Annotated in this window: 19 protein-coding genes and 1 pseudogene; 11 read left to right on the forward strand and 9 right to left on the reverse strand. The window is 70.1% G+C overall.

Annotation, left to right across the window (positions count from 1 at the left end):
- Positions 1–181: 181 nt before the first annotated feature.
- Entirely contained in the window at positions 182–763 is a 582-nt protein-coding gene (locus tag KIK05_RS09010; protein ID WP_250562529.1) for a recombinase family protein, read from the reverse strand.
- 7 nt (positions 764–770) lie between these two features.
- Between KIK05_RS09010 and KIK05_RS09015 the strand changes: the two genes are divergently transcribed.
- Positions 771–1,538, forward strand: a complete 768-nt coding sequence (locus tag KIK05_RS09015) for a molybdopterin cofactor-binding domain-containing protein (RefSeq protein ID WP_214410147.1) — start codon at positions 771–773, stop codon at positions 1,536–1,538.
- 602 nt (positions 1,539–2,140) lie between these two features.
- On the forward strand, positions 2,141–2,995 hold the full coding sequence (locus KIK05_RS09020) for an oxidoreductase (RefSeq protein WP_214410148.1): 855 nt from the start codon (positions 2,141–2,143) through the stop codon (positions 2,993–2,995).
- A gap of 134 nt (positions 2,996–3,129) precedes the next feature.
- On the opposite strand, the gene KIK05_RS09025 is transcribed toward KIK05_RS09020, so the two are convergent.
- From KIK05_RS09025 to KIK05_RS48015, 6 genes and pseudogenes are all read right to left on the reverse strand, one after another.
- On the reverse strand, positions 3,130–3,573 hold the full coding sequence (locus KIK05_RS09025; protein ID WP_214410149.1) for a transposase: 444 nt from the start codon (positions 3,571–3,573) through the stop codon (positions 3,130–3,132).
- Between the two features lie 540 nt (positions 3,574–4,113).
- Complete coding sequence (locus tag KIK05_RS09030) at positions 4,114–4,335, reverse strand: hypothetical protein (protein ID WP_214410150.1); 222 nt, start codon at positions 4,333–4,335, stop codon at positions 4,114–4,116.
- 421 nt (positions 4,336–4,756) lie between these two features.
- On the reverse strand, positions 4,757–5,503 hold the full coding sequence (locus tag KIK05_RS09035) for a tyrosine-type recombinase/integrase (protein ID WP_214410151.1): 747 nt from the start codon (positions 5,501–5,503) through the stop codon (positions 4,757–4,759).
- Positions 5,504–5,572: 69 nt separating this feature from the next.
- On the reverse strand, positions 5,573–6,040 hold the full coding sequence (locus KIK05_RS09040; protein WP_214410152.1) for a DUF4158 domain-containing protein: 468 nt from the start codon (positions 6,038–6,040) through the stop codon (positions 5,573–5,575).
- A 7-nt stretch (positions 6,041–6,047) separates the two neighbouring features.
- The gene (locus KIK05_RS46695; protein ID WP_308249827.1) at positions 6,048–6,278 is read right to left on the reverse strand and encodes a DUF4158 domain-containing protein; all 231 of its coding nucleotides are present in this window, start codon (positions 6,276–6,278) and stop codon (positions 6,048–6,050) included.
- Between the two features lie 26 nt (positions 6,279–6,304).
- Positions 6,305–6,427 (reverse strand): annotated as a pseudogene (locus tag KIK05_RS48015) (hypothetical protein); the annotation flags it as partial.
- Between the two features lie 338 nt (positions 6,428–6,765).
- Between KIK05_RS48015 and KIK05_RS09050 the strand changes: the two are divergent.
- The 8 genes from KIK05_RS09050 (at position 6,766) to KIK05_RS09085 (ending at position 14,180) form a co-directional block, all read left to right on the forward strand.
- On the forward strand, positions 6,766–7,368 hold the full coding sequence (locus KIK05_RS09050) for a TetR/AcrR family transcriptional regulator (RefSeq protein WP_214410154.1): 603 nt from the start codon (positions 6,766–6,768) through the stop codon (positions 7,366–7,368).
- Positions 7,359–7,847: a cupin domain-containing protein gene (locus KIK05_RS09055; protein WP_214410155.1), complete on the forward strand. Its 489-nt coding sequence runs from the start codon at positions 7,359–7,361 to the stop codon at positions 7,845–7,847. The genes KIK05_RS09050 and KIK05_RS09055 overlap by 10 nt, the downstream gene beginning before the upstream one ends.
- A 28-nt stretch (positions 7,848–7,875) precedes the next feature.
- Entirely contained in the window at positions 7,876–8,298 is a 423-nt protein-coding gene (locus KIK05_RS09060) for a DUF4267 domain-containing protein (protein WP_214410156.1), read from the forward strand.
- An 85-nt stretch (positions 8,299–8,383) separates the two neighbouring features.
- Complete coding sequence (locus KIK05_RS09065; protein WP_214410157.1) at positions 8,384–8,809, forward strand: DUF4267 domain-containing protein; 426 nt, start codon at positions 8,384–8,386, stop codon at positions 8,807–8,809.
- Between the two features lie 184 nt (positions 8,810–8,993).
- Positions 8,994–10,619: a serine/threonine-protein kinase gene (locus tag KIK05_RS09070; protein WP_214410158.1), complete on the forward strand. Its 1,626-nt coding sequence runs from the start codon at positions 8,994–8,996 to the stop codon at positions 10,617–10,619.
- 106 nt (positions 10,620–10,725) lie between these two features.
- On the forward strand, positions 10,726–11,001 hold the full coding sequence (locus tag KIK05_RS09075; protein WP_308249828.1) for a RidA family protein: 276 nt from the start codon (positions 10,726–10,728) through the stop codon (positions 10,999–11,001).
- Positions 11,002–11,975: 974 nt separating this feature from the next.
- A complete protein-coding gene (locus KIK05_RS09080) occupies positions 11,976–13,310 on the forward strand; it encodes an MFS transporter (RefSeq protein WP_214410159.1) in 1,335 nt (444 codons plus the stop codon).
- Positions 13,311–13,331: 21 nt separating this feature from the next.
- Positions 13,332–14,180 carry an SDR family oxidoreductase gene (locus KIK05_RS09085; RefSeq protein ID WP_214410160.1) on the forward strand — a complete coding sequence of 283 codons (849 nt, stop codon included), beginning with the start codon at positions 13,332–13,334 and terminating at the stop codon, positions 14,178–14,180.
- An 82-nt stretch (positions 14,181–14,262) separates the two neighbouring features.
- On the opposite strand, the gene KIK05_RS09090 is transcribed toward KIK05_RS09085, so the two are convergent.
- Positions 14,263–14,925: a GDSL-type esterase/lipase family protein gene (locus KIK05_RS09090; RefSeq protein ID WP_214410161.1), complete on the reverse strand. Its 663-nt coding sequence runs from the start codon at positions 14,923–14,925 to the stop codon at positions 14,263–14,265.
- Positions 14,926–15,115: 190 nt separating this feature from the next.
- The gene (locus tag KIK05_RS09095; protein WP_214410162.1) at positions 15,116–16,624 is read right to left on the reverse strand and encodes an FAD-dependent monooxygenase; all 1,509 of its coding nucleotides are present in this window, start codon (positions 16,622–16,624) and stop codon (positions 15,116–15,118) included.
- A gap of 257 nt (positions 16,625–16,881) precedes the next feature.
- Between KIK05_RS09095 and KIK05_RS09100 the strand changes: the two genes are divergently transcribed.
- A complete protein-coding gene (locus KIK05_RS09100) occupies positions 16,882–20,139 on the forward strand; it encodes an AfsR/SARP family transcriptional regulator (RefSeq protein ID WP_214410163.1) in 3,258 nt (1,085 codons plus the stop codon).
- The last annotated feature ends 16 nt before the right edge of the window (positions 20,140–20,155 follow it).

Genomic DNA, 20,155 nt, shown 5'->3' on the forward strand with positions numbered 1-20,155 from the left:
ACCACGCGCGCAGAGGAACAAGACCCCGCGCATTCAGCCGAACCCAAGGGCTGAAACCATCCATGATGCGTGAAGACCTCTCGGTTCGGCCTGATGAACCTTCAGTTCGCGTGAACTCTGAGAGATCTTCGGGTGCCACCGGAATACGGCAGAAACGGGCCGCAGACTGCATGGCCGCAGCTCAGCGTTGAGCCAGCGCCTCGTACGCGGTAGAGCGACCGATCTTGAGCGTGCGGGCAGCCTCAGTGACCGAGGTGCCGTCGGCGACCAGCCGGCGCAGCGTGGCCAGCTCGGCGGGACCGATGACGCGGGGACGGCCGGTCTTCTTCTTGCCGGGCAGCATGGCACCGGTGGCTTCGCGGCGCTTGGCGGCGGCGATTCCCTCGGCCTGGCGCTCGGCGCGCAGCTCCAGCTCGTACCCCACGGCCGCGGCCAGAACCGCGAACATGAACCGGCCCTCCTTGGTGCCCAGATCGAAGTTCTCCGTCAGCGACACCACGGTAATGCCGCGGTCGCGCAGCTCGTTGACGGTGGTCAGCACGTGCCCCGCCGAGCGGCCCCAGCGGTCGGACTTCCAGAACTTCAGCGTGTCGCCCGCCTGTGGCAGCGCCAAGAGCGCCTCCCATTCCGGTCGCGCGACACCGCGCTTGCCCGATTCCTTTTCCACGACCAGCTTGTCGTAGCCGCTGGCCGCCAAGGCGTCGAGCTGGAGCTGCGGGTTCTGATCCCGCGTCGAGAGTCGTGCGTACGGCTCGCGCACCATGTTCACCGTGGGCTCGGCCGTACTGCAGGCAGCTCGGGAACTGCGCCGGACCGACGGAGGGCCGCTGAGCGTCGAAGGGCGGTTCGCGCCACGCCAGAGCGACCCCATCACGCCCGGTATCCCGCATGCCGCGTTCGCCTCCTCCGCGCAGATCGTGCTCGTGGAAGTCGACACCCTGACCGGCGAGGTCGATGTCCTGCGCGTCGAGCACTACCTCGACGCGGGCCGCGTCATCGACCGGGCGGGAGTCGAGGCTCAGTCGGAGGGCGCGATCGCCCAGGGCCTGGGACTCGCCCTGCTCGAAGATGCCATCATCGAGGACGGCGAGCCGCGCACCACCAGGTTGTCGACCTACCTGATCCCGTCGGCGCTGGACGTCCCGGCCGACATCGTCACCTTCATCGTCGAAGAGCCCGAGCCGCTGAGCCCACTGGGCGTGCGCGGGATCGGCGAGATAGGCATCAGCGCCACGGCCGCCGCGGTCGCCAACGCGATCTATGACGCCCGTCGGCAGGAGATTCGCCCGCTTCCCCATCACTCCGGAACAGGTACTGGAAGCTCTCAGCTCATGACAGCCATCGAACTGACCATCAACGGCGCCGGCCACCAGGTGACCACCGACCCCCGCACGCTCCTGCTGCATGTCCTGCGGGAAGAACTGGGCCTTCCGGTAGCTCAGACGACCACCGACCATAACCGGGTGTGCCCCCAGGCCTCCAGCTATGACCTGTGCAAATCTCCCGGCGACACACACCTGAACGAAAAGTCACGGTAAGCCACTCAACTCTCCTCTGCTAACGGGATTTTTCGTTCGGATGCTCGTCATGCCCCGACAACTACGGCACGCACAAGGCCCCGGCGATCAAGGCACGAACCCGAGTGGAGGGCCCTCTAGGGGTGCCACACGAATACGGCAGAAACGGGTCGCCGAGTCTCTGACCTGCGGCGTTGCGAGGCCAGCCGCTCGCCGCCCAGAAACGTACGCGTTCTCGGACGACGAGTTCACCTGCGCGAACGCCGTCCGAAAACCTGTGTCCGAGAGGTCCCTGCGGCTCGGCAGCCCATGTCAGCCGTATTCCGGTGGCACCCCTTTTTGGGCTGTTGCCGGGATTGTGACGCCGAAATGATCTGCGGCCGTGAACCGATCCTCGTTGAACCCTGGGGACCTGGTTGAGCACTGGACGCTGGTCGGTGCCGAGCAGGACCTGGTCCCGGTCAAGATCGGGCCCTTTACCCCGGGTACCGGGACTGTGGTCGGCGTGCCTGGTCTCGCCAGGCCTAGGCACGGCGTGCTGATGGCTGCGTCGTGGCGGCTCGGCGAAGCTCTCAGAGCAGGCCGGAACGGTTCCCGGCCGTCGTACAGAGAGAAGCAAGATCATGAGTGTTTGGTTCGTTACCGGTTCCTCCCGCGGTTTCGGCCTGGAGATCGCCCGCGAGGCGCTGAACCGCGGCCACAAGGTCGTCGCCACCGCGCGCCGCTCGGACGGCATCCGCGACCTGCTGCCCGACGCGGGTGACCGGCTGCTCACCCTGGACCTGGACGTGACCGACGAAGCCCAGGCGAAGCGGGTGGTGGACGCCGCCGTCGCGCGGTTCGGCCGGATCGACGTCGTCGTCAACAATGCGGGTCGGGGTCTGCTCGGCGCCGTCGAAGAGGCCTCGGACCAGGCGGTGCGTGCCGCCTTCGACGTGAACGTCTTCGGCGCCCTGAACATCCAGCGCGCCGTCCTGCCGTACCTGCGCGAGCAGCGCTCCGGGCACATCGTCAACATCAGTTCCGTGGCCGGCGTTGTCGGGTTGCCTGGCTGGGGCCTCTACAACGCGACCAAGTTCGCCATGGAGGGCTTCAGCGAGGCCATGTCCCATGAGCTCGCCCCGCTCGGCGTCAAGGTCACCCTCATCGAGCCCGGCTACTTCCGGACCGACTTCCTCGACGTCTCCAGCCTGAGCACCGAGACCACGATCATCGATGACTACGCCGCCACCGCCGGCGCCACCCGCACCCACGCGCAGGGGGTGAATCACGCGCAGCTGGGTGACCCGGTCAAGGGCGCCAGGGCGATCGTCGACGTCACCGAGGTCACCGAGCCGCCGCTGCGCCTGGTCCTCGGCTCCGACGCCTACGGTTTCACTCAGGCGAAGCTCGACACCCAGATCGCCGAGCTGCACGCCTGGCGCAAGGTCTCCGAATCCACCGATCACGACGACCAGGTACAGGCCGGCCAGAACTGAGCTCGGCATAGCCAGGGTTCAGTGCGCGGCGGCCAGGTCACCGGGGCCCGCCGCGCCGGACTCGGCGAGTATCGCCTCGATCTGGGCGGCGGTGGCGGGCCGGACCCCTATTCGAGATTAAAAGCGTGGTGTCGTCAGGGTGGGGCGGGGACGAGTCCGGTGCCGAGGAGGCAGCCGTCGAGGACGTCGTGGCGGTATTGGAGTCGGCGTAGGCCTTGGCGGACGGTGGTGATCAGGTCGTTGGGATCGGTGAAGGCGCGGTTGGCCATGGTGGTGCGGCGCAGTATCGACCAGATGCTTTCCACGGGGTTGAGGTCAGGGGCGTAGGTCGGGAGCTGGTAGACGGTGAGCCAGTCCCGTTCGGCGATGTAGCGGCGCATCCCGGCGGTCAGGTGGGTGTTGAGGTTGTCCCACACCAGGACGATTGGGCCGGCGCCTGCCTGCGCGCCGACGGCGCCCACCTGCAGCACAGCCTCGTGCGCGACGCCCTGGCCGCTGGACTTGACCGGTGGGCCCTGGGAGAAGTGCCGGCCATGCACCCCCAAGCCGCAGTCGCCCGCCCTGTGCAGTACCACCACATGCGGGGTCCCGGTATTTTCGGCCGAAAATCCAACGAGCCTATCTCTGACCTGCACCGTCTCCACAGCAAGCCGGGGCGGGGGGCGTGCTGACCGTGCCTTGTGTGAAGAGCCAGGTTAGAGAAGGGTTCGTTGGATTTCCGCGATTGCCACCTGCACCCCCGAAGGCAGAAGCGGCATATCAAGGGAGTTGAATAACCGCACTATGTAGAACCACGCGCTCAGCGCTTGGCCTGCTGGTCGGCCTCGCTGACGCGGGCGTCGGCCGCCCACCGCTGCGCCTTGCCGGTCACCTGCTCGATGAACTCAGCCTGTGTCAAGTGGCCGTGCGTCGCCCACACTCTTGCAGCTCATCCGACTGAGGGTCGAGGTTGGCGGCGCACAGCTCGGCGAGTGCGCCTGCCCGGCCCAGGCGCTGAACATCGGCTACGCGCCCGTGGCTAACTCTTCGCATATCGCCCAAGTGGCCTCAAGCCGGGGTGGCGGCTCGCCGTAGCTGTAGGAGGTCCAGGCGGGGTAGCGGCACGTCCGCTCAAGGTCCTACTCGGGGCGCTTGGTCGTCAACTGGTCCTTGATCAGGCTGGCCAGCCGCTCCAGGTGCCCGGCCTGCACCTCGACCCGGTAGCGTGCCCCGGTCTGGTGCTGGATCTCCACAGACGCGACCACCGCCCCATCGCCGGTTGGGTAGGTGGCGCACAGCTGCTGCAGGAGATCGGCCAGGCGCTCGGCGTCCTGCGCGCCGCCCGGCGCGGCCAGGGGCACGGCGCTCGGAGAGAGCAGCGCATCGACCTCGGCCAGCAGCGTACGAACCGGGACCTTCAGGGGCGGGATGTCCGGGGAGCTCCACGGCCCCCCTCTCCCACTCGCCCCCGCCGGCGGCGATCGCCCGGTAGTCGTCGAACGCCTCCTCCGGGTCCAGGTCGATCTCGGCGAGGAACTCCGCGGTGCTCAGCCTGCGCAGCGCAAAGCGCGATGACCGCTCGTAGGGGTGCCACACGAATACGGCAGAAACGGGTCGCCGAGTCTCTGACCTGCGGCGTTGCGAGGCCAGCCGCTCGCCGCCCAGAAACGTACGCGTTCTCGGACGACGAGTTCACCTGCGCGAACGCCGTCCGAAAACCTGTGTCCGAGAGGTCCCTGCGGCTCGGCAGCCCATGTCAGCCGTATTCCGGTGACACCCCCTCTACGGCGCGTCATCAGATTGACTGGCGACGAGCTCACCTCGCTCCTCGTACTTGTTCTCGAGGTCGTACAGCGGGTGTCCGGTGAGCGCGGTGCGGCGCCGGTCGTAGCGCAGCGTGGTGTCCACCGAGGCGTGCAGGGCGATGTCTTTGACCCGGTCGGCCGGAACGCCTTGCTCCAGCAGTTGGGTGAGCACGGTGGCGCGCAGCATGTGCGGGTGCAGGGCACGCGCCCGCTTCTTCGGGACGCCGCCGGCGATCGCCGCCTGGGTGATCGCCGCGCTGACCCACCACCGGTCGACGGGCCGGCCGTCCTCCCGGCGGAATAGCAGTGCGCTCGCCGGCCGCCCGGCCCGCAGCGGCTGGAGCAGCTCGGCGGCGAGTTTCGGCACGGGCAGCGATTCGGTCTTGCCGCCCTTGTTGCGGAACCGGAGGGTGGTGTGCCGGGTGCCGTCGGCCTCGCGTGCGGTGCGGATGTGGCCGACGGTCAGCGCGGGCAGCGCGCCGATCCGGGTGCCGATGCTCGCGAGCAGGGCGACTGCCGCGGCCGCCGCTGGACGATGCCTGCGCGCAGCTGGTACTGCTCCTCGACGGTCAGTGCCTCGGTGGTGCCGTCGCGGGAGACCGCGGGCGGGCGGACGTCGAGCGCCGGGTTGTGCGTGAGCACCTTGCGGTGCCGGGCACGAGGACAGGATGTTGCGCTGTTTGGCCACGGTCGTGGCGCTCAGCGGCTTGCCCGGGGTGCGCACGCCGACGGTGAGCGTGCCGGTGGCGGCGGCGCGTCGCCGGTGTCGGAACCGGGCCGCGCCGGGTCGGGCTCAGCGGCCGAGTGCGGGCTCATCGCTCACCCCTGCTCGGTTGCGGCGGGCGACGGCGTCGGTTGCGGTGGCGAAGGTGACCGCGAGCAGGCGTCGCTGCGCCAGGAACCGGCGCCGCTCCCGCGGCAGCATCGACAGATCCAGCAGATGCGCGTCCATGGCGCGCAGGTACATCAGCTTGTCGATCGCTAACTTGATCGACGTCGGTGTCGCCTCCACCGCGGGCGTCGTCAGCCACGCCAGCCGGGTCGTTCCGATCTCCGGATCGTGCACCAGCAGCCGGTCTAAATCCGCCCGCATCGGCCCGGGCAACAGATGATCGACTTTCTCCGACGTCAACGCACCCGCCGCCTTACGCGCCGACCCGACCATCTTCATCAACACGACCACACCGGGCCTCACCACCTTCGAGCTGATCAGATGCTCGGCCGCCTGATGGAACAGCAGCGACGGCGTGTCATGCTCCATCGCCCGGTCAAGCAGGAACTGCCAGCTCCTTGAGCGTCTCGCCCCTGGTCGGAACCGGTTTCCAGCCCAGGTACTTCAGCACCAGCTTCAAATGATCGCTACGGGTTTGCGCCCGCAGTCCGTACTGCTCCAGGGCTCCCGGAAACACCGCCAGCTGGTTCGCCAGCCGCTGGACCGCCGCCTGCGGCACCGACCGGATGTCGTCCGGTACGCGAACCCCAGCCACGGCAACGTGCACAGCTGCACCGCCAACCCCAAGCGCGCCGCCGAACCCCGGCCCCCGCCCCGGCTTAAGTTGTCGATGAACCCCAGATCCTTCCGCGTCAACGTGAAGAACCTGACCAACTCCTCCCTGCCGATGTCCGGATACGACCGAAGCCGCTCCATCTGCTCGTCGGAAAAGAACTGAACCGCCAACGCCCACCAACCTCCACAACCGCACCGAAACCGTACGAACCGTAGTTGCAAAGATCGACAGGCGTTCCCTCAACTCAAATAACACCAGGTCAGAGGCGGGTTCGTTGGATTCTGCTCCGTTGCTGCCGGGACCCCGTTCGGTTGCTGCTCAAGCCCCGTCACCTGGTCGGCCTGCTCGGAATCGGTGTGCCCGATCCCGCGGGCACGCAGGCGCGAACGGGCACGCATCCGAATACGAAACCTGTGTTGCGTAATGCGTGAGGTGCCTGTAGCTTCTATTTCGCTACTCCGGTACCGAAATTGGAGGCATGATGACACCCCGCGGACGCCCGCGTGACACGCAGGTGGACGAGCGTGTGCTGCGAATCGCCGCCGCCTTGATCTTCGAGCACGGCTACGCAGGCCTTTCCATCGATGAGGTGGCCGAGCAGGCGGGCGTGGCCAAGACCACGCTGTACCGCCGCTGGCCGACCAAGGATCACCTGGCCGTCGCGGTGGTGGCACGGCTGCAGGCCGACCACGAGATCACCGAGACCGGCGGCATCCGAACCGACCTCGTCGACAATCTGGACAAGGTCGCCACCGCGCTCAACCGCATGCGCGCGGCAGGCGGCCGCGAAGGCCCCTCCGCGGGGGTCGCGGGCGAGCTCGTGGCGGCCGCAGCCAGGCACGAGGACATCGGCAAGCTGGCCCGTGAGCAGTACGCCGAGCGCAACGCCCTCGCGCTCGCCCTGATCGAGCGGGCACGCGTGCGCGGCGAGCTGCGCGCCGACGTGGACGCCGAAGCGCTCTTCGACCAGCTGGCCGGCGCCCTCTACTACCGAGTGCTGATCACAGGGGCGCCGGTCGACCGAGCCTACGTAGAACGGCTCGTGTCCTCCGCGCTCGAAGGGAGCCTGACATGTCGATGATCGTAGAAACGGCCATCGTCCGCGAGATCGACGCCGAGACCATCATCTCGCCCACAGCCACCGGACGACTGCTGGTCGACTCCAGCGACACCGGCGGCGCGCTGAGCACCATCAGGATGACGCTCGCCGAAGGCGCGGACGGCGCCGTGCCCCACCACCACGCCACCTCTACCGAGCTGTTCTACATCTTGGAGGGCAAGGCCCGCGTCCTGGCGGGCGAGGAGATCGTGACATTGGAGGCGGGCGACGTGGCGGCCGTGCCCCCGCTGATGCCCCACGCCTTCGCCGCCGCCCCCGGCCACACCGCCGACCTCCTCATCGTCGTCGCCCCCGGCATCCAGCGCTTCGAGTACTTCCGCCTGCTCGACCGCCTGCGCAGGGGTGAGGCCACCCTCGAGGAACTGCTGGCCGCCCAGGACGTGTACGACAACCACTTCCTCGACAGCCCTGCCTGGACACGTGACCGCCAGCCGTCCTGACCCGCACCAGCATTGAGGGAGATCCTTGATGTCCGCAAAACTGCTATCTCATACCAGGATCGGTATTTTTCTCGCTTTCGTCGGCGCCCTGTTCATCGGCTACGTCGGGGTGTGTTACCTGCTGGCCCCCCAATCGATGGCGCCCAACTTCGGCCTGCCGAGCTGGCCACATGGCGAGGGTGCGGGATTCCTGCCCGTCAAGGGGGCGCGGGACCTGACGTCCGGCCTGGTGATTCTCACGGTCCTGGTGACGGGCAACCGCCGCGTCCTGGGGTGGGTCATGCTGGCCACGGCGCTCACCCCGATCGGGGACATGTTCATCGTGCTGCTCTCCGGCGGAGAACCCGCAACCGCCTTCGGCGTGCACGGTGCCACTGCCGCGACGGTCATCCTTGCCGGTGGCCTCCTGCTCAGCGGTTCCCGAACCCGGTCACCGCAACCCGTCGCCTGACAGCCAACCCAACAGTGCAGATTCCGGCCCACAGGCTGGGCCATGGGGCTCACCAAGCTCACGAAGACTCGTAAGGAGAAGAACAATGTCGCTGAAGAAGATCAACACCGTCCTGGCCGCCGCCTTCATCCTCTTCATCCTCTGGTTCGGGACGGAGTACATCCTGAGCCCGGAGACGACGGCGCAGAGCTTCGGCCTGCCGAGCCCGCCGTCGGGCGACGGCGGCGGCTTCCTGATCGTCAAGGGAATCCGTGACGTCATCATGGGCCTGGTCCTGGGCATCCTGCTGGTGACGGGCCACCGCCGGGCGCTGGGCTGGGTGCTGCTGGTGGAGGCCCTCGCCGCGTATGGCGACATGATCACCGTGCTGGCCCACCACGGCTCCGTGGCCACCGCGCTCGGCGTCCACTGCCTGACCGCGACGCTGATGGTGGTCAACGGCCTGCTGATGATGCGCGAGACCCGCAAGGTCGCGGCCGCTCCGGCGGCGCCCGCCCCGCAGACCGCCTGATTGTGCCGAGCGAGGCGCAATCGGCCGGGAAGGGCGCAGCCCGCGCCCTTCCCGGCCCTCCACGACGGCGGCCAGGAACACCGCGACGGCACTTACGAGCCGGCCTGAGCGGGGCGTCCCCGGCCCGTCGTCCTGTGTGGAAGGGTGCGTTCTACATCACCAGTGGGTGTGGGAGGACGTGCGGGTGTCCAGCGAGAAACTGAAGCCGCTTGAGGCGAGCGACCCGAAGAAGGTCGGTGGGTACCGGCTGCTGGCGCGGCTGGGGGCGGGCGGGATGGGTCGTGTCTACCTGGGCCGCTCGAAGGGCGGCCGGCCGGTCGCGGTCAAGGTGATCCACCCGCACCTGGCGGAGGACGCGCAGTTCCGGCGGCGGTTCGAGGCGGAGGTCGCCGCGGTGCGGCGGGTGGGGGGCATCCACACCGTGCAGGTGGTGGACGCCCGCGCCGACGCCGATCCGCCCTGGCTCGTGACCGAGTACATCGCGGGGCCGTCGCTGCAGGAGGCCGTCGGCGAGCACGGCGCGTTCTCCGTGGTGGCGATCGCGGGGCTCGGCGCGGGCCTGGCCGAAGGGCTGATGGCGATCCACGAGCGGGGCGTCGTCCACCGGGACCTCAAGCCCGGCAACGTGCTGCTCGCCCAGGACGGACCCCGCATCATCGACTTCGGCATCGCACGCGCGCTCGACGTCACCTCGCAGACCACCCGCACCAGCGTGGTCGGCACGCCCGGGTTCATGTCGCCCGAGCAGCTTCGGGGCCGCGAGGTCGGGCCGGCCAGTGACGTGTTCTGCCTGGCTGCCGTGCTGGCCTTCGCCGCCACCGGCCGGCGGCCCTTCGGCGACGGCCCGATCGAGGCCCTCGGCTACCGCGTCGTCAACGAGGAACCCGACTTGACCGGCGTGCCGGCGCCGCTGCTCCCGCTGATCGCGTCCGGCCTGGAGAAGGATCCGGAAGACCGGCCCGGCCTCGAGGCGTTCCTCGAACATTGCTCCGTGCTCGCCGAGGACGGGGACGCTCCGCTGCCGGAGCCCGTCAGCACGATGATCGCCACGCGGGTGGCGGAGACCGCGGTGCTGGCGCCCCCGCCGCAGGACGCGCCGGGGGACGGCCGGCGGTTTCCGCCGCTCGGACGAATGAAGCTCCCGGTGGCCGCGGTCGTGGGCGTCCTGCTGGTCGCATTCGCCGCCTGGGCCATCGGGCACGACGGAAACGCACCGGTCACCCCCAAGGCCATCGCCACTCCCAAGCGGACCCCGACTTCCCCGACGCCCGCGCCTCAGCCGTCCGAGACCGCGAGCGCCACCGACAGTGCCACCCCCACCCCCACATCCGATCCCACCCGCAAGGCGTTCGAGAAGATCTCGGCGGGCGACTGCCTCGACGCCTACGAGCGTCCGTCCGGCGAGTGGAGCAGGAGCAAGCCGCGCGCGGTCGGCTGCGGCCGCTCCGACGCCCACCTGAAGGTGCTCAAGGTGGTCGACGACTCCTCCGAGTGCAACAGGCACGGCGCGGATCTGGACGGAGAACTGTGGTGGACCTACGGCGAGGACGCGAACGAGATCGCCCTCTGCGTGCAGCGGCAGTTCCGCACGGGTGACTGTTTCCTGGCCACAAAGGGTGAGAACGAGAACTCGGTCGCCATCAGCAACGCGGATCTGATGACGTCGTGGCCGTGCGGGGCCGGCTCCGCTCCAGGGGAGTACGACTTCGTCCTCCGTATCACCGCGTTCACCAGTGGCGCCTGCCCTCCGGGCGGCAGAAGGGTCCACTGGGAGGTCCGAGGCCGCACCCTCTGCACCCGCATAGTCTGACCACGCCCCCGGGTGGGGCCTCCCGGTCGGCCATGATGGCCGGCCCTGGTGATGAGGAGCGAGCACGCGTCACCAGCGGGACGGGAGACCGGCCGCTCAAGAGCTGGTGGCGCCTGGCGACCTTGCCGGGCAGGTCGCCCAGGTCTACCGCAACGTGGCCAGGGCGCTCGATGCGGCAGGGGCGACGTTTCACGACGTCGTCCGCTTCACGTGGTATGCCGCGGGTTGGAAGAGGGAGATGTACGACGCTTTCAACGCGGGCGTCGAGCAGGCGGCGCGCGAGTTCGACCTCGCCACGCCGCCGGCCGCGCTGATCGGGGTCGACATCCTCTTCGAACCCGGCATCCTCGTCGAGGCCGAGGTCACCGCGATCATCGACTGAGCCGGCTCCGGCCGCCTCACCGACCGTCGTTGGGGCGACTCTCAGAGTGCGTATCGCTGTCGGGCGTCGGCGCGTGGAGCACGCCGGAACCGGTGCCCGGCCCAGCGGCATGGAGCGGCCGCCGGAACCGACGACCGCAGAGAAGCCGTCCAGGGACTCGGCCGGGGTGATCGCCGCCACCTCATCGGTCAGCCCCTCGGCCGGGGCCGGATCTCGAACTCGGGCCGGACGTGGGGCGGGTGGAGATCTTCTCGCTGGAGATCTTGTCGCGGTCGATTCGCGCTTCAGGGCGTCCAGTCGGGACTGGAGCTCCTGGGTGGGGGAGAAGCGATCAGCCTCACGGGTGACGTCGGCGGCGAATACAGCGCCTTCGCGCGGCTGAGGCGTCGGCCAAGCCCGAATCCTTTCACAAACATTTCTCAGAACCACATGGCTGGAGGACTTGAGTGAGAACGAGTTATGGGAAGGATTCGAGGGTGTCGGCCGTCCCATGAGGCGTGTTGGTGATCTTCTCCCGGAATCACTCGCTTGTTGGATACGTGCCGGGCCCGCTGTGATGAGGGGTCACGTCTGGGCCGAGCGGCGGGCGGACATTCACTGGTCGAGCCGGAGTTGCACTGCCCTGGGATGGAGTGTTAGCGTCACCGACGTCCGGTTGATCATCTCCCGGACTGTCTGCGTCCTAGCGATCCATCGGGAGCCTCGAGAACAAACGAACACCATGAAGAACCTTGATCGATAATCCCGTGACCGGGTGGATCAGGGTTGAGAGGGCCGAGTAGGCCGGTTCGCGTCGGGTTCACACCTGACCAATCCCATCTCCATCGCCCATTCAGGGCCGATGTTCTTCTTCCGTTCGTTCGCAGGCTCCGCTGGGGCTTGCTTCCCTGATCGCAAGGATCTTCGTGACTTCCCGTTCTTCCGCACCTGCCGTGACCGCGACGGCCGGTACGACCACAGTCGTGGTCCTCTTGATGGCAGCGGTCTTCCTGTCCCTGCTCGACTCGCAGATCGTCGCCACCGCGCTGCCCCGCATCGTCGCCGACCTTGGCGGCTTGGACCAGTTCGCCTGGGTCACCACCGGGTACCTCATCGCCGGCAGCGCCGCCGTTCCCGTCTACGGCAAGCTCGGTGACCTGTTCGGCCGCAAGCGCGTCTTCCTCATCTCGATCCTGGTCTTCTTGGCCGGCTCGGCTGCTTGCGGCCTGGCCCAGACCATGACGCAACTGATCGCTTTCCGCGTCATCCAGGGCATCGGCAGCGGCGGCCTGTTCATCTCGGTCCTGTCCATCCTCGGCGAGATGTTCACTCCTCAGCAGGGCGCCCGCTACTACGGCTGGTTCTCGCTGACCTTCGGCGCCGCGTCCCTGACCGGCCCGACCATCGGCGGCCTGCTCACCGGCACGGCCGGCTGGCGCTCGATCTTCCTGGTCAACCTGCCCCTTGGCGCACTCGTCGTGGCCGTCATCTCGATCCGGCTGCACCTGCCCGCCCAGCGCGAACAGGCCCGAATCGACTACCTCGGCGTCATCCTCCTGGCCGCCGCGATCGTCGCGGTGAACCTGCTCACCACCTGGGCCGGCACCGCTTACGCCTGGACCTCCCCGGTCACCCTCGGCCTGGCCGCCGCCTGCGTGCTGTTGCCGGTGCTGTTCGTGCTCGTCCAGCGCCGCGCAGCAGACCCGGTCATCCCTTTGCGCCTGTTCCGCGACCGCACGTTCTCCATCGTCGTGGCGGTCGGCTTCATCGCCGGGTTCCTCGGCCTGGGCATCGTCAACTACCTGGTGCTCTGGCTGCAGGCCGTCCTGTCCCTCAGCATCCAGACCTCCGGCTACCTGCTCACCGTGATGATGCTCGGCGTCGTGCTCACCTCCTACGTCTCCACCAAGCTGATCGCCCGCGCCGGCTCCTACCACCGCCATCCCATCGCGAGCATGGCCCTGTTCGCGCTGACCGGCCTGCTGTGCGCGGCCATCGACGCCGGCCCGGTGCTCGCGACCGTGTTCCTGCTGCTGTTCGGCATCGCCGGCGGACTCAACTCCCAAGCCCTGAGCCTGGCCGCCCGCAATGCCGCCGGCCGTGACGACATCGGCGCCGTCCAGGGCACCGCCACCACGGCCCGGCAGATGGGCACCGCGCTGGGCACCTCCTTCTTCGCCGCCCTCGTGACCAGCAGGCTTCCGGCCCAGCCTGGCCCGGCCGCCTACGCCGACGCGCTGCACCTGGTCTTCCTCGCGATCATCCCGATCGCGCTGATCGGGCTGGCCCTGTCTCTGTTCCTCCCTGACGTCAAGCTCTCCCGTTCCTGAACCCCGAGAAAGGACCCTCACATGATCCTCGTCACCGGTGCCACCGGCACCGTCGGCTCCGAGCTCCTCGCCCTGCTCGCCGACCGGAACATCCCCGTCCGGGCCATGACCCGCGACCCCGCCAAGGCCGCCTTCCCCGCCGGCGTCGAGGTCGCCACCGGCGACTTCGACCGGCCCGACAGCCTCGACGCCGCCCTCGACGGCGTCGAGCAGGTCTTCGTCCTGCCGCCCGGCTACGGCCCCGACGGCCCCGTCCAGGAACGGAACCTGGCCGCCGCGGCGGTCCGGGCCGGCGTCTCCCATCTGGTCAAGCTGTCCACCAGCGGCGTCACCTTCGACGCCACCGACCCCATCAGCACCGGCCACCGGCTCGGCGAACAGGTCATCATGGATTCCGGCCTGCCGTGGACGATGCTGCGCCCCGGCACCTTCATGACCTACCTGTACGGCTACGCCCCGGCCATCGCCGCCGAGCACACCATGTACGTCACCGAAGGCGACCCCGTCTCCGCGATGATCCATCCCCGCGACATCGCCGCCGTCGCCGCGCACGTCCTCACCACGCCCGGCCACGACGGCCAGGCCTACACCCTCACCGGCGGTCAGGCCCTCTCGCCCCGGGACCAGGCCGACATCGTCGGCCGGATCCTCGGCCAGCCGATCAAGCTCATCGAACGCACTCCAGCCGAGACCCAGGCGGAATTCGACCGCCTCGGCTGGTCGGGACCTCGTCTGGAGGCGCTGCTGGAGCTCAAGCGCCAGTCGACCGCCTGGGACCGGAAGATCTTCGACACCGTCGAAAGGCTCACCGGCACGCCGCCGCTGACCCTCCACGACTGGGTCCGCGAGAACATCCACATCTTCCGGTAACGAGGTCGGCCCGACGCAGGCCGTGCTGCCGGCGATCCTGCATCGACCTCGGATCGGGCCTGAAGGCGATCGCGAGGCCCGGTCACGCGACCAGGCTCAGCCAGGCCGCCGCGAGTGCGGCGTGACCGGCCGGCGTCGGGTGCACACCGTCCTCGGCCCAGTACTCCGGCCCGGTCGTCGCGGCGAGTTCGGCGAACATGCCGTCGGCGGCGAGCAGGTGCGCGCCGTACTTGCGGGCGAGCTCGCGCACGACCTGGATCTTCGGGTCCAGGTCGGCGCGCCACTCCTTCCGCTCCGCTTCGCCGATGTGCACGTCGCCGACCTGGACAAGGCCGCGGATCGGCAGGAGGAACGGCTCGATGAGGATCAGCTCCGTGCCCGCCTCGGCGAGGGGCGCGAGCAGGCCGTCGTAACCTGCCGCGAAGTCCTCCGCGGGGATCACGTAGCCGTCCGGGTCGTAGCTGTGCCAGCCCATGTCATTGCCGCCGACGAGGATCGACACCACGTCCGGGCGCGCGTCGAGCACGTCCGCCTGCCAGCGGGGTCCGAGGTCCATCACCTTGTCGCCCGCGATCCCGGTGTTCAGCCAGGTCACGGGCCGGTCCGGGTGCCGGAGGCCCCACTCGCCCGCGACGCGCAGCGGGTAGCAGAACCCGAGGCCGTGTTCGCTCTCCGACCGCTGGCAGTCGATGATCGAATCGCCGGTGAACATCACGGTGCTTCCCGGTCGGAGGGTGATCGTCATGTGTGCTCCTTGAAATCGGTTGAGGAGAGGAAAGGGGGATTGCCGGCCTCGCCGTTCAGGCGGCTCGCGATCCCATCTCGGGCGGGGCGTGGAAAGCCGGTACCGGCTGCGCCATGGATGCGGGAACGGCAGCATCGTGATTCACTTGCGCGCCCTTGTAGCGTCCACGGCAGCGACAAGGACGCGGAGCTCAGATCGCCGGGCTACCGAACCAACGGCCGGCGGCCCGCTCGAACGCTTCACGATCAGGGTCTCGATCGCCTGCCCAGGCGACCACGCCGTCGGGTCGGACGAGCACGGCACCCGATCCGAGGTCGTCTATCGCCGGCCCGGCCGCATACCGGATCCGGCCCTCCCAGCCCATCGCTGAACCGCGCAGGCGTCGGTCGAGGCTGAAATCGAGCGCGACGCCTCGTCCCTCCCGCATCAGATCGCCGAGGCGGGTGCCGTCCTGAAGACGAAGGTCCGGGGCGTTGCGGCCGACCAGCGGCTGCTCGCTGCCAAGGTCGTAGCGGATCGACGACCCCGATACCTTCTCGAACACGTAGGTCGTTCCGTCACGGGTCCCGATCAGGTCGCGGACCACTCCTTGGATGGCCTGGGCATGCGCGTCCGGCCGCATGACCGCCGTCTGGGCGCGCGTCCAGTCCAGCGCCCAGGCGCCGACGGGGTGGCGCTCGCGGGTGTAGGTGTCGAGCAGCCCGTCCGGCGCGTGCCCATGCACGGTCGCCGCGAGCTTCCATCCCAGGTTCATGGCGTCACCGATGCCGAGGTTGAGTCCCTGCGCTCCGAGAGGAGAGTGGATGTGAGCGGCGTCGCCGGCGAGCAGGACACGTCCCTGCCGGTAGGTCGTCGTCTGCATCGCCCGATCGGTGAAGCTCGAGGCGAGATGGACGTCGCTCAGCGTCACGTCGGTGCCGGACACGCGGCGCAGGACCGCCTGGAGATGGTCGCGAGCCGGCCGCTGCGAGCGATCGAACGCGCCGCCGTCGAACTCCAGCATGCCGACGTACCCCTTCGCGGGCGTCCGGAGGTACATGCCCGCCGGCGTCAGGTTGAACCCGGGGCGCAGCTTCTCGGGATCGGTGACGGTGGCGAGCACGACGTAGCCGGTGAACTGCGGCTCGGTGCCGACGAAGTCGAAGCCTGCGAGCCCGCGCACCGTGCTGCGTCCGCCGTCGCAGCCGACGAGCCAGCGCGCCGCGTACTCGTGCTCGCCGGCTCGCGCGACCACGAGCTCGTCGCCCTGCGCGATGGCCGAGACCGTGACGCCGCGCCTGACCTCCACGCCGAGCATGGACGCCCGCTCGGACAGCACCGTCTCGACCGCTTCGAGGTCGGTCATCACGCCCTCCGTCGCCGGACTGGGAAGCCGGAAGGGCAGGGCGGCGAGGTCGACGTTGGCCGGATCGAGCATCATGCCGGCGAAGTGGCCCACACTACGAGGGGATGCCACCTCGTCCCCGCCGGGATGATCGTCGACGCCCGACGCCTTCAGCAGCGAGTGCAGCATCCCGCGGCGGTGGAACGCCTCGACCGACGTGGCGGACAGGCCCCGCATCCCGAGCGGGTCCGCCTTCCACGGGGAGCGGGGCTCCGGCTCCCGCTCGAGCACCAGGACAGAGCAGCCCGCGAGACCAAGCTCGCAGGCAAGGAACAGACCAACCGGGCCGGCCCCCACGATCACTACGTCATGCACGAGAACTTCCCTTCCGAAGCTCGCCTTCCTGTTCTCTTCAGGCACGCAAAGACTGAAGCGGGCCGCTCACACGGGGCGCACACGGCGCTGACGGGGGCACTTATGGCGCTCACATCCCGTCTCGCGACGCGTCAGCGCCGAGTTCGAGCACCCGTGGTGACGTCGGCCGGGAAGGGCGGTGGCGGCCCGTGAGCAATGGGGAAGCCGGAGCCGTGCCTGATTTGGGGACTCGAGGGCGCGTGCGCGAAGATCGGGAGATGGACGGGGACGCGCGGCTTCGCGTCACGCTGCTCGGCGCCTTTCAGGCGTCCCGCGGTGACGCCGCCCTGCCCGTTCCTGGTGCGCGGTCGCAGGGCCTGGTCGCACGGCTGGCGCTCGCCGGCGGGCGCCCGGTCGAGCAGGGCGTCCTGGTCGACGCGATCTGGGCCGAGGACCCGCCGGCCGGCCCCGCCCACGCCCTGCAGGCCCTCGTCTCGCGGCTGCGCCGGACCCTCGGCTCGGCCGGCGACGTCGCGCAGGTCGCGGGCGGCTACCGGCTGGACGTGGACGCGGCCGACGTGGACGCCCTGCGGTTCGAGCAGCTCGCCGCAGCCGGCCGTGACCGCCTGCGCGCCGGCGACCCGGCTGCCGCGGCGGCCGTGCTCGGCGAGGCCGTGACGCTGTGGGGCGACCGTCCCGGCGCCGAGCCGCCGGTCGTCGCCGCGGTAGCGCCCGCCGCCGCGACCCGGCTGGCCCACGCCTCGATCGAGGCCGTCGCCGACCTCGCCGACGCCGAGCTGACGCTGGGCCGTGCCGACGCGGCCGCCGCCCGCCTGACCGCCCTGCTCGCCGAGCACCCCGTCCACGAGCGGGCGGCCGCGCTGCTCATGGACGCCCTTGCCGCCCAGGGGCGTCAGGCCGAGGCCCTGGCCCTGTACGAGCGGGTCCGCGAAACCCTGGCCGGCGTCCTCGGCGCCGACCCGGGCGCCGCACTGCGCGAGCGCCACCTGCGCCTGCTGCGCGCCGAGCGGCCCGCCCCGGACGCCGCGCAGACCAGGTCGGGCAATCTGCCGGCGCCGCTGACCAGCTTCATCGGGCGCGACGACGACCTGGCGCGGATCGACACGCTGCTCGCCGCCGGGCGCCTGGTCACCGTGCTCGGTCCCGGCGGCGCAGGCAAGACGCGTCTCGCCGTCGAGGCCGCCCGCCGTCACCGCCACGAGTACCGCGACGGCGCCTGGGTGATCGACCTCGCCTCGGTCACCGAGCCGTCCAAGGTCGGCGCGGCCGTGCTCGCCGGGATCGGGCTGCGCGGGGGCGCGATGTCCGAGGCCCGGATGCGGGTCGAGGGCGACGAGCTGGACCTGCTCGTCGACAAGCTCGGTGGCAGAGAGAGCCTGCTGCTGGTCGACAACTGCGAGCACCTGATCGACGCCGTGGCCCATCTGGTCGCGGCACTGCTGTCCCGATGCGCCGGGCTGCGCGTGCTCGCCACCAGCCGCGAACCCCTCGCGGTCGACGGCGAGGCGCTGGTGCCGCTCGGCCCGCTCGCGCTGCCCGCGCCCGACGACGGCGTCGAACAGGCCCGGCGGGCGGCGTCGGTACGCCTGTTCACCGAGCGGGCGGCGGCCGTGCGCCCGGGCTTCGACGTGGACGAGACGACGCTGCCCGAGGTCCGCAGAGTGGTGCGCAGCCTGGACGGGATGCCGCTGGCGCTGGAGCTGGCCGCGGCCCGGCTGCGGACGCTGTCGCTGCCCGAGCTGGCCGACGGGCTGTCCGACAGGTTCCGGCTGCTCACCACCGGCAGCCGCACCGCGCTGCCCCGGCACCGCACGCTGCGCGCGGTCATCGCCTGGAGCTGGGAGCTGCTGGGCGAACACGAGCGTACGGTCGCCGAACGCGTCTCGATCCTGCCCGGCGGCGTCACGGCGGCCTCGGCCACCGCGGTCTGCGCCGGCACCGCGGTGCCGGCCGCCGAGATCCCCGAGCTGCTCGCGGGCCTGGTCGACCGGTCGCTCCTGCAGCTCGCGCCCGAACCGGGCCGCTACCGCATGCTGGAGACGCTGCGCGAGTACGGCACCGGCCGCCTGGCCGAGACGGGCGACCTCGGCACCGTCCGCGACCTGGCCGCCGGCCACTTCACCGAGCTCATGGCCCGGTACGATCCGCAGCTGCGCGGCCCCGGCCAGCTGGCGGCCATGCGGGTCATCAGCGCCGAGTACGACAACGCGCTGGCCGCCCTGCGCCGGCGGTGCGACACCGGCGACGCTCCCGGCGCGGTCGCGCTCGCCCTGAGCCTGACCTGGTACTGGCAGATGTTCGGCCGGCACCTCGACGCGGCCCACTGGCTGGGCGAGGCACTGGCGGTGCCCGGCGGCGAACCGACGCCCGACCGTGACTGCGCCCAGGCGATCTACCTCTCCAACCGGGTCGACACCCGGCCAGGGATGTCCGCCGGGGAGGCCGCGGACGACCGGGCGCAGATACGTGAGCTGACGAACCGGCTGCTCGCGTACCCGGAGCTGCCCGGCCCATACGGCGCCTACGTGCTCACGCTCGCGTTCCTGCAGGAGGAGAAGACCGCGCTCGCGATCGTCGAGCAGCTGGCCGACGGCGACGACGTGTGGCTGTCCGGGCTGGCCCGCATGTTCCGGGCCCGGCTCGCCGAGAACGCGGGCGAGCTCGACAGGACGCGCGCCGACGTGACCGCGGCCCTGGCCCGCTTCCGGCAGGTCGGCGACCGCTGGGGCCAGGCCACCGCGCTGCCGATGCGCGCCCAGCTGCGGCAGTACGACGGCGACCTCGACGGCGCGCTGGCCGATCTGCGCGAGGCCCGGTCGCTGGCCGGCGAGTTCGGCTCGCTCAGCCTCGGCGACCAGGTGTTCAGCGACCTGCGCTGGATCGACCTGCACCTGCGGCGCGGCGACACCGAGCTGGCGATCGCTATGACCGAATCGGCCCGCGAGCGGGCGCGGCGGGCGACCTCGAAGGAGCTGCTGGTTCTGTTCGACGCCTGGGAGGCCGGCTTCCGGGTGCGGTTCGGCGACCTGGACCGGGCCCGGGCACTCCTTGACGACGCCGAACGGGATCTTGACGGCGACACCACGTTCGCCGGGGACCACGTGCGGACGCTGGTCGGCAGCGTACGGGCCTCGCTCTGCCTTGAGCTGGGCGACCTGGCCGGCGCGGAGAAGATGCTGGCGAAGGCGTACGCGGCGGCGCTGGAGACCCGGGACCTGCCGATCCTTTCGCTGGTGGCGGTGAACGCCGCCGCGCTCGCCGAGGCGCACGGGCGGCATCACGAGTCGGCCGTCCTGCTCGGCGCCGCCTCCCGGCTGCGCGGCACTCACGACCGCACCGATCCGCAGGTTCGCGAGCTCACCCGCCGAGGGCGGGTCGCGCTGGGCGAGGAAGCCTTCGCCGCCGCGTACGGGAAGGGCTGGGAGCTGGACGGGAAGACGGCCGTCACCGAAGCCGACCCGGCCCGCCTGCGCCGGGAACTCAGGACGGCTCACCCGGCCGGTGGCCGGACGTGATCGACTCGGCCTGACC

It is taken from the genome of Sphaerisporangium fuscum, assembly GCF_018531465.1.
In the GTDB taxonomy this organism is placed as follows: Bacteria; Actinomycetota; Actinomycetes; order Streptosporangiales; family Streptosporangiaceae; genus Sphaerisporangium; species Sphaerisporangium fuscum.